8 protein-coding genes and 1 tRNA gene are annotated in these 9,759 nt (G+C 38.8%); 2 read left to right on the top strand and 7 right to left on the bottom strand.

The window, feature by feature from the left end:
• Positions 1-26: 26 nt before the first annotated feature.
• The 6 genes from ndk to AACL61_RS06375 all read right to left on the bottom strand — a co-directional run bounded on the left by ndk (position 27) and on the right by AACL61_RS06375 (position 7,137).
• Complete coding sequence (gene ndk, locus AACL61_RS06400; protein WP_003671324.1) at positions 27-470, bottom strand: nucleoside-diphosphate kinase; 444 nt, start codon at positions 468-470, stop codon at positions 27-29.
• 87 nt (positions 471-557) lie between these two features.
• Positions 558-2,876: an RNA polymerase recycling motor HelD gene (gene helD, locus AACL61_RS06395; RefSeq protein ID WP_085680116.1), complete on the bottom strand. Its 2,319-nt coding sequence runs from the start codon at positions 2,874-2,876 to the stop codon at positions 558-560.
• 12 nt (positions 2,877-2,888) lie between these two features.
• Positions 2,889-4,058 carry a cation:proton antiporter gene (locus AACL61_RS06390; protein WP_078009261.1) on the bottom strand — a complete coding sequence of 390 codons (1,170 nt, stop codon included), beginning with the start codon at positions 4,056-4,058 and terminating at the stop codon, positions 2,889-2,891.
• Between the two features lie 169 nt (positions 4,059-4,227).
• Positions 4,228-4,301, bottom strand: a tRNA-Thr gene (locus AACL61_RS06385).
• 39 nt (positions 4,302-4,340) lie between these two features.
• Positions 4,341-5,702: an aspartate aminotransferase family protein gene (locus AACL61_RS06380; RefSeq protein WP_339111141.1), complete on the bottom strand. Its 1,362-nt coding sequence runs from the start codon at positions 5,700-5,702 to the stop codon at positions 4,341-4,343.
• On the bottom strand, positions 5,665-7,137 hold the full coding sequence (locus AACL61_RS06375) for an APC family permease (protein ID WP_339111140.1): 1,473 nt from the start codon (positions 7,135-7,137) through the stop codon (positions 5,665-5,667). The genes AACL61_RS06380 and AACL61_RS06375 overlap by 38 nt, the downstream gene beginning before the upstream one ends.
• A 298-nt stretch (positions 7,138-7,435) precedes the next feature.
• Between AACL61_RS06375 and nth the strand changes: the two genes are divergently transcribed.
• Both nth and AACL61_RS06365 read left to right on the top strand, forming a co-directional pair.
• Positions 7,436-8,077 (top strand): endonuclease III, encoded by a 642-nt coding sequence (nth, locus tag AACL61_RS06370; protein WP_016497140.1) that lies wholly within the window; start codon positions 7,436-7,438, stop codon positions 8,075-8,077.
• A gap of 11 nt (positions 8,078-8,088) precedes the next feature.
• Positions 8,089-8,379, top strand: coding sequence for an FMN-binding protein (locus AACL61_RS06365; RefSeq protein WP_102816203.1), 291 nt, complete (start codon positions 8,089-8,091; stop codon positions 8,377-8,379).
• Positions 8,380-8,461: 82 nt separating this feature from the next.
• Here the strand turns inward: AACL61_RS06365 and AACL61_RS06360 are convergent, their stop codons facing one another.
• The gene (locus AACL61_RS06360; RefSeq protein WP_102816480.1) at positions 8,462-9,658 is read right to left on the bottom strand and encodes an MFS transporter; all 1,197 of its coding nucleotides are present in this window, start codon (positions 9,656-9,658) and stop codon (positions 8,462-8,464) included.
• Between the last annotated feature and the right edge of the window lie 101 nt (positions 9,659-9,759).

Raw genomic sequence — 9,759 nt, 5'->3', positions numbered from 1 at the left:
GTTTTTTCCCAGCCTCTTTTTATTTTCTACTGTTTATCTTTAATATCAAATTCTGGGAACCAAATACCAATTTCACGAGTGGCACTGTTAACGTTATCAGACGTATGAATGATATTTCGCAAGTTGCCATCAGGCCATTCACGACCATAGTCACCACGAATTGTTCCCCATTCAGCTTCACCAGGGTTAGTAGCTCCTGCCATGTTATGAATTGCTTGGATTACATTAGTACCAGAAACAACAATTCCGACAATTGGTCCTTCTGTCATGTATTCTAACAATTCAGGGAAGAATGGTTTGTCAACTTTATCAAAATAATGTTGACGAAGCTTTTTTTCTGATGGGTCAATCATCTTAAGAGCTTCAATATTATATCCTTTCCGTTCAATACGGGTAATAATATCTCCAATATGACGAGTCTTTACCCCATCAGGCTTTACTAGTACAAGTGTGTATTCGTCTTTAACCATGGCGAAGCATCTCCTTTTTCTATATCTACTCCATTAGATTATCATAAGTCGACACTTCTCGAAAGCGTTTTTAGACAATAGAAAAATTTAATTTTTATTTGGCAATTGATATTCAATCGTTAAAAGACGCCCAGCTTTCTCGTTAATTGCGTCGCTAACTGAACCGTTGCTTAAAAGGACCAGTTCATGCATTGCCCGTGATGCCATTGTATAGATCATACCGACTTCATCAGTATTAGCTAGGTTTTTAGCAGAGACATCCGCAGCAAGGACAGCATCGAATTCGAGTCCTTTTGCTAAGTAAATTGGGAGAATTAAGATCCCCTTTGGCAATTCACTTGCATCCTTATCTAAGAGATGAATATTTTCAACCTTTTGCCGGCGAAGTAATTGATAAATAACAGCGGCTTGCTCTTGATTCTTGGTTAAGATCGCTACAGTTTCATGTTCGTTAGCTAGTTTAAGTGTCTCATCTAACAAGCTTTGCTGACTCTCTTTATCAGAATAACGAACTAACAAGCGTGGTTTCTTTCCATGGCGAGTGAAAGAAATTATCTTATCTCCATCCGGCAACAAGGCCTTCGCAAAATTAGTAATCTCCGTCGTGGAACGATAACTTCGCCGTAAAGCAATTAAATTAGGCCGCTTAGCCTTTAATACCCCACTAAGTTTGTTTAATAACTCTTCCGGTAACTGCAATGGCTTAAAAAGAGCCTGTTCACTATCACCGAGGACCGTAAACTTAGCTTGGGGAAAGGCGTGTTTTAAGTAGATTAACATCGCTGTTGAATAATCTTGCATCTCATCAATAAATACATATTGAAAAGAACGATTTTGTCCTGTACCGGAAATCAAATCACGCAGATACATCAAAGGTGCCGCATGCATTAATTCCAGCCGATGGTATTCAATCTCATCTTGAAAAGCAAGAATCATTGTTGCCCATTCCCGCTGACTAATTGTCTTAGGTACCTCAACTTGATGCAAAAACTTATTATATTGATTATAAAAATCGAGAAAGTAATTATTATAGATCGCATCTGCAATCACACGTAAGCGTCGTTTAGCTAAGCGCCGTGAAAGGTAAACATATTGCTCATCTTCATCCTTAAAGTCATCAATTGACTTCTTACCACAAAGATTGTGCAATTGTTGTAAATCAAGTGAATCCAGTTCTTTAGCTACCCAATCTTTTTTAGCTTCATCTTTAACTCGCCGCTGTAATTCACGAATTAACTTATTTTTCAATTGAACTAACTTATCAGCAGGAGCCATCGTCAATGGTAATTCTTTATAAAGATCTTTGACGTGGTCAGCTGAAAAGAAAACTTGACCATTAAAACGAATATCAGCAAACTGCAAATCCTCAATTGTCATTTTCTCGACATAATGTGCAATTGACGTCATAAAAGATTCACTTTCAATAAAGTCAGCAACAACATGAGAAGCATTTTCAGGTTTTTGCCGTTCTTCATAGCGATCAAATAATGTTTCTACTTGCAAGCCTTCAAAACGCCGCCGGATAAACCCTTCTAATGTTACTTGCCGCATATTTCTTTCACCAAGACTTGGCAAAACTTCAGAAATGTAGTGGCTAAATAAATTATTGGGACTAAAGAGGACAATCTGATCCGCATTCAATTCTGTTCGACTATGATAAAGCAAGTATGCAATTCGCTGAAGGATCGCTGAAGTCTTTCCTGAACCAGCCACTCCTTGTACTAGCAAAAGATCACTACGCGTATCACGGATAATATCATTTTGCTCTTTTTGAATTGTTGCCACAATATTATGCATATACTGGTCATTTTGCTTTCCAAGAGCTGCTTGCAAAACTTCATCACCAACCGTTTCATTGGTATCAAACATGTTAGTGATCTTGCCATCCTTAATAGTGAATTGGCGTTTCTTTTTTAATTCTGTGGTTTGCATCCCAGCTGGCGTTTCATAATTGACTTTCCCAAGGGTACCATTATAGTAAACCCCAGAAATCGGTGCCCGCCAGTCATAAATTAAAAAGTCTGTTTTATCTTCATTCATTAAAGAAGAAGTACCAATGTATAGCGTTTCACTCTTATCTTCACCAGGATCTTGAATATCAATCCGGCCAAAATACGGTGACCCTTTTAAGTTTTTCAAAGTTCTTAACTGGTGCTTTAGAATTGATTCGCTTTCCGCTGCTCGTGAAACCAATTGTCGCTGCTGTTCAATCATTGACCGAGATTCAGCAATATCATCAACTTCATAACGATTAATAGATGCATTTTCACTATAATTACGTTCAACTGCCCGTGTTTCACGATGAGCATCTTCAACAGCTTTAGTGGTAGCAGCTATCTGTTGGTCAATTTGTTTTTCAACATTATCAACCCGCGCTTGCTCCGTTTCTCGTTCATGATTTTCCATCAAAAGCCCCCTTTACTCAAGTTCGTTGGCTGATCGTTTCAATGCATTCTTTAAAATGAATGGCGCTAATACAGTTGCGATAATAATCACGGTAATTACATCTGAATAATACATTGGCGAAAGAAGATGTGCTTCATAACCAATCTGGGCTGTAATCAATCCCATTTCACCACGGGCAACCATCCCACTACCGACAATATAAGAACTAGGCATGCTAAAGCCAGATAGCTTAGCACCTGCTCCACATCCAAGCAGTTTTGTTAAGCATGCAAGGATTGTCATTACAATAACAAAGACAAACGATTCACCAATATTATCAAAGCGCATGTTCAAGCCTACACTGACAAAGAATAGCGGAATAAACATTGCATATCCAATTGGAATAAAACTCCGGTCAACAACTTCTTTATGCTTGGTGTTAGCCACAGCAATTCCGGCGAAGAAGGAGCCAACAGCCCCACTCAAGCCAACATAATCAGCAATTGCGGCCATGCCTAAACAGATAATCATCGCCATTACCGACGTTGAAGCAACTGTTAATAGGCGATCACTCATATGAATCAGGTAAGGTGCTAACCAACGAATCAATAGGTAAGTTCCACCAAAGAACACTAACTGCATCAAGAGGACAATTCCTAAAGGCTGACCATTGCCGTGGCCACTATTGCTGCTTCCATTGATTACACTAATCATCACACTTAACAAGATAACACCAATAATATCATCGGCAACCGCTGCTCCAAGCACTGTTGCCCCCTCTCGGCTATCTAGGCGATTAAATTCACGCAATACTGCAACTGAAATACTAACAGATGTTGTCGCAAAAATAACCCCGATAAAAAGTGATTCAAGCTTAGTAAAGCCAAACATATAACTTACTGGTCCCATAATTACAATGGGAACAATTACCCCCAAAAGCGCCACAACAACAGCGGGCTTCAAGTATTTTCTTAGTAAGGATAGGTCGCTTTCCAATCCTGCGATGAACATCAAGATAATAACCCCAATTTCCTGAAATTCATTCATCATTGAATTTAAATGAACCCAATCTAAAACAGCGGGTCCTGCAATGATTCCAACTAGGATTTGTCCAATCACTTCTGGAATCTCAACGCGACGACATAAGTGTGCTACGATCTGGGTTGCAAGCAATAACCCCGCCAACACTGCAATAAATTCCATTTCTTTTCCTCCAATTTATCAATTAAGCTAATGCTATATAATTTTGATTTTAACATAGCCGTAATTTCAATCCTAATTATATTACTAGCAAGGTCATATTCTTATAAAGAAGAAAAGAGATTTAGAAAAACGAATCGTTTTTCTAAATCTCTTTTCTTAGTTCATTTTAAGCCATCTAGCGGGTTCGAACCGCCGACCTCATCCTTACCATGGATGTGCTCTACCTAGCTGAGCTAAGATGGCGCTTAAAGTATACCCGAAGATGGTCTTAAATTGCAAGAGTTACCAACCTAACTCTTCTGCATTTGCGGGAGCTGCTAATTTACCAGCGGCTAATTCCGCGAATGCTTGATCAATCATCGCAAAAGCTTGATCTAATTCTTTTTCTGTAATAACTAATGGTGGTTGGAAACGAAGTATACTCCCCCGTAAACTAATGATAATTGCTCCTAATTCAAAGATGCGGTACATTAGCTTGGTTGTTGCTTCTGTATCACCTTTTCCCGTAACTGGATCAATGATATCAATACCACCATCAAGTCCATACATTCGAACATCACCCACAAAAGGATATTTTTGCTGTTCAAGCTTAAAAAATTCAGCTGCTTTTTTGCCAAGGCGTTGTGAACGTTCTAAAAGATGCTCATTTTGAATAACATCTAAGGTCGCGTTCGCTGCTGCAGCCGTAATTGGGTTACCAGCTGTAGTGTAAACATTGGCTGGCGCACCTAATGATTCCAGAACCTCCTTACGACCAATCATTGCACTAAGCGGCATTCCCGAAGCTAAGGACTTACCAACAGACATTAAATCTGGTTCAATCCCAAAATGCTGGATCGACCACCATTTACCAGTCCGTCCCATCCCTTGATTAACTTCATCAATGGCAAAGAGAATTCCATTAGCTTTAGCAAATTCGTATACCTTTTGCATATAAGCAGGAGGAGTCTTAACAATTCCCCCATCACCTTGAATTGGTTCAATAAGAATTGCAGCAACTTCATCAACTGGCAAATAAGTTTCAAAAGGCAGCATAAATTGATGGAACATCCGCTCAATAAACGCTTCGTCACTTTCATTAGTTAATCGTTCCCATGGACTAGGGAATGGTACCTTTACTACGCCTGGTAGCATTGGACCCATTTTTCTTGTCATGTTTAATGAAACACCTGACAAGCTCATTGAACCGTAAGTTGAACCATGATAGGCCCCCGTAAAGGAAATAATATATTGGCGTCCAGTATATGCTCGCGCAAATTTAATAATTGCGTCATTAGCATCCGAACCAGAATTACCCCATACCATTTCAACTGGCCCGCTTATCGGCGCTAATTCTGCTAATCGAGGTGCTAACCGCGCTGCTTGTGAATTAGCAAAGTACGCTGGAGTATACTGAATCATTTTAGCTGCTTGTTCTTGAATAGCTTGCACTACTCGCGGATGCGCATGACCAGTATTAGTCGAACTAGCACTGGCAAGCAAATCGATATAATCATTTCCTTCTATATCAGTAACCATTGCCCCCCGTCCATGATCTAATACAATATCGTAGTACTTAATCCGGGCAGCAGTTGCAAATGCATTTTTTTCTTCTAATAAAACATCTCTATTCGTTTTCTTCTGCTTCAGTTTCGTTTTTAACATTTTGTCCATCTTCTTTCTTTGCCATTGACGAGTGGCGCATTCCATAAGCAAAGTAAATAATTAAGCCAAAGATAAACCAGATACCAGCGTAAAGTTTTGCTTGGTAATCTAATCCCATAAACACAAGTAATGAAGCAAGAAAACCTAGAGCTGGTAATACTGGATAGAATGGCATCTTAAATGAAGGATTTGGAATATCTTTTCCTTCACGACGACGTAATGCATAAACACCAAGTGAAACAAACATAAAGGCAATCAACGTACCGGCTGAGATCAATTGGGAAAGAAAGGCAAATGGGAAGAAGGCACCGATCAAAACAGCACCAATTGTAAGTGTCCAAAGTGCACGGTTTGGTCGATTATGTTCATCAAGTTTCCCAAGCCATTTTGGCAACATTCCATCACGACCAAATGAGTAAATCAACCGCGAACCAGCCATGCTCATCCCAATCAAGGCGGTAAACATTCCTAGAACAGCAATTGTTTGAACAACAGTTGCTACACCACTATGATGAGCTGCACGTAATGCAAGCCCAACTGGTTCAGCACTATTAGCGTATTGTTGATATGGTAATACCCCAATCAATACAAGACTAACTGCTATAAAAAGAACAACTGCGATTACTAAGGAACCAAGGATTCCACGTGGCATCGTTTTTTGTGGATTGATTGCTTCCGCTGAATTAGCAGCAATTGAGTCAAATCCGATATAGGAAAGGAAAATCATCGATACCCCGGCATATATACCCTGCCAACCACCAAATGCACCATTAGCTGTTTCATGGTATTGTGGAATAAATGGCATAAAATTGCTTGCTTTTATAGCGGTTAAACCAACAACAATAAAAAGTAAAATTGCAAAAACTTTAAGAATAACAAGAAGATTTTCAACACGAGCAGCTTGTGAGACCCCGCGTGAAATTAAGAGGGCTACTAAAATAATTACAACAACTGAAACAAGATCAACAACTCCGCCTTCTGTACCAAAAGCATTTGATAATGAAGCAGGCAGCTTCCAACCAAGCGGAACAAATAATGCCCGGAAGTTAGCAGAGAGCCCAGACCCAACAAAGGCCAAAGCAATAAAGTATTCAGCTAATAGTGCCCAACCAGCGATCCAACCAAAAAGCTCTCCAAACACAACGTTAATCCATGAATAGGCTGAACCAGCAAACGGCATTGCAGCAGCCATTTCTGCATAGGCGAAGGCAACTAGCCCGGCCACGATCGCAGCAATTAAAAAAGAGATAACTACTGAAGGTCCGGTATGCATTGCGGCCACTTCACCAGGAAGAGTAAAAATGGAAGTGGACACAATCGTTCCAACACCTAAAGCTAAAAAGTCCCGCACCTTCAAAGATCGAACCAAATGACCGTCTTTATTATCATAAACACGCGGGTCTTCTTTACGTGTAATTGTTTTCCAAAAACTCATAATCATCCTCCTTTTCTAAATGATTAAAATTTGATTAGAATTATAAGAAAATCTTTAATACATTTTACCAAGGTGCTCTTCTCTGGTCAATCGTTTATTTAAATTAATTAAAGAAAGCGATTTCCACAATTACATCCATATTAAACATTTTTTCCTTAACATAAATTGATGTCATATTGCTAACCCCCCAATTTTACAAATAATAATTTAATGAGTATAAAATGAGGTTATTACCCTTCGCTATTTTAATCATTCGGGTTAAAATAGTTATAATCATATTCGAAAAGAGTGATTTTATATGTTATCACCAGATGAAATTCGTTACTCAATCAAGGTCATGCGGCAAACATTTCCCGAAGCAGGAACAACTTTGATTGCTGACACAAACTACCACTTTCTTTTGGCTACAATCTTGAGTGCACAGTCAACAGATCAATCTGTCAATGAAGTAACGCCAGCACTATTCGCTCGTTTTCCGTTGCCAGCAGATTTAGCAGGGGTTGAACCCGCAGAAGTTGAGCCTTATATCAAAAGATTAGGGCTTTATCGAAATAAAGCTAAGTTCTTAGTCAAAACTTCTCAACAAATTGTTACTGACTTTAACGGTGAGGTTCCCCACACCCTCAAAGAGCTAATGACCTTATCTGGAGTCGGGAGGAAAGTTGCTGATGTTGTCCTTGCAGAATGCTTTAACATTCCAGCTTTCCCAGTTGATACCCATGTTAGTCGTGTTGCCCGCCGCCTTAGAATGGTTGAACCCAAAGCATCCGTTCTTGCAATTGAAAAGAAATTAATGAAAACTATTCCTCCTGAACACTGGTTAGATGCCCATCATAGTATGATTTTTTGGGGTAGATATGTCTGCACGGCCAGAAATCCTAAATGTCAAACTTGTCCACTATTATCACTCTGCGTAACAGGCCAAAATAATGTGATTTAACTTAGAAGATTATGGATAATAAAATGAGAGAAATAGACAAAAATCAATATATTGGAAGTGGCTTTAGTGCTTATGGCGGTGAATTAGAAGTCTTATTAACCTACCAAGATGATAAGATTCAAGATTTACAAGTAATCAAACATCATGAATCAGAAATGGGTCAATGGGCTTTAGATGAACTTCCCGGTAAAATTATTGCGGCTAATAGTGCAGACGTAGATGGCATTACTGGGGCCAGTGCAACAAGTCGTGCGATTAAAGAAGCAACCAAGGATGCATTGCAACAGGCACAACAAAATTAAGCATAAATACAACAATAGCGAGGAATTAGGAAAAATTTTATTTTTCCTAATTCCTCGCTATTTTCTTAATAAAGTTAAATATTTAATCGTTAGCAGCTGCTTTTCTTTTCCGTCCTAAAACAAGCGTTATTACCCAGGAAATAATTAGGAATATCGATACAAACCAATATGGATATTGATAATTAACATCTAATAAATAGCCACTAATAAGCGGTCCAATAATATTTCCCACACTTGTTAATGACATATTTACCCCGTTCAATAATCCTTGGTTTGTCTTGCTCATCTTAGTTAATAATGTAGTAATTGTTGGGCGCAACAGATCGAACGCTTCAAAAACAAACAAGGTTGCAATAATGATATGCCAATGATTGTGATCATAAATCACCATGATCGTTCCAACTAAACTAAGGAAAAAACTGTATCGCATTAGTCGAACTTCCCCCAGCCAACGAACTAGCCGATCAAAGAAAAAGACTTGCAGAATAAGCGAAATAATCCCGTTGAGGGTTAAAACAAGCGCAATTGCGTTTAAGTCAAAATTATGAACTTCATTGACATATAAACTATAGATACTTTCAAAGCCAGCTAATCCAAATGAAGCTACAAAGATCATTCCAAAGAGCGTGATTAGTATTGGGGTCATAATTTGTTTCAACTGACTCCAACCACCAGTCAATAATTCATTTTCCGGATTTTTAGTTTCACTCTTAAATAGTTCATCCTCATCGTGAGGTAAAAAGCGCCAGGCAACAACCGTACTAATCAATCCCAGAATACCAGCAACCCAAAATGGGAATTTATAATTTACATGCGCTAACATTCCACCAAGACCTGGTCCTAAAATTAATCCCCCACTAAAAGCTGCTGACAACCACCCAATAACTTTGGCGCGGTCTTTTTCACTAGTAATGTCTGCCGCTAATGCCATTGATGTTGGCACAAACATAGCTGCTGATAATCCATCGACAGCCCGTGATAAGTCAAATAACCATAAATGCTGTGCTAAGGCAAAAACAAATTCAGCAATCGCAAATATCAGCAATCCCCATACTAACATTGGTTTTCGTCCAACTTTGTCTGAAATCCGACCAACAATGGGTGAAGCAATAAATTGCACAAACGCAAATAGGGAAGACATCACTCCCATGTCAAAGGCAGTAAAGTGGTATTCATTTTTAATGAACGGTTCAACTGGGAAGATAAGACTCATTCCGAGACAAATCAAAAATTCACAAAAAAGAACTACAAAGATTATACGCTTTACTTCTTTTGTCATGATATATTTCCTTTCTATATTTTTACAGATTGAACTACTCCCACTTAGCTAAACCTACGGTTTAATGCTTGAAGTGGGAGATTCTGGAAACATCGCATACT

The organism is Limosilactobacillus reuteri subsp. porcinus (genome assembly GCF_036621895.1).
GTDB classification, from domain to species: Bacteria; Bacillota; Bacilli; order Lactobacillales; family Lactobacillaceae; genus Limosilactobacillus; species Limosilactobacillus reuteri_J.
This window is presented reverse-complemented; position numbering and strand designations above follow the sequence as displayed.

Coding starts and splice junctions, on each gene's coding strand:
- AACL61_RS06380 (WP_339111141.1), bottom strand. CDS start 5,702: ATGTTAAAAACGAAACTGAAGCAGAAGAAAACGAATAGAGATGTTTTA.
- AACL61_RS06365 (WP_102816203.1), top strand. CDS start 8,089: ATGGATAATAAAATGAGAGAAATAGACAAAAATCAATATATTGGAAGT.
- AACL61_RS06360 (WP_102816480.1), bottom strand. CDS start 9,658: ATGACAAAAGAAGTAAAGCGTATAATCTTTGTAGTTCTTTTTTGTGAA.
- AACL61_RS06390 (WP_078009261.1), bottom strand. CDS start 4,058: ATGGAATTTATTGCAGTGTTGGCGGGGTTATTGCTTGCAACCCAGATC.
- ndk (WP_003671324.1), bottom strand. CDS start 470: ATGGTTAAAGACGAATACACACTTGTACTAGTAAAGCCTGATGGGGTA.
- nth (WP_016497140.1), top strand. CDS start 7,436: ATGTTATCACCAGATGAAATTCGTTACTCAATCAAGGTCATGCGGCAA.
- AACL61_RS06375 (WP_339111140.1), bottom strand. CDS start 7,137: ATGAGTTTTTGGAAAACAATTACACGTAAAGAAGACCCGCGTGTTTAT.
- helD (WP_085680116.1), bottom strand. CDS start 2,876: ATGGAAAATCATGAACGAGAAACGGAGCAAGCGCGGGTTGATAATGTT.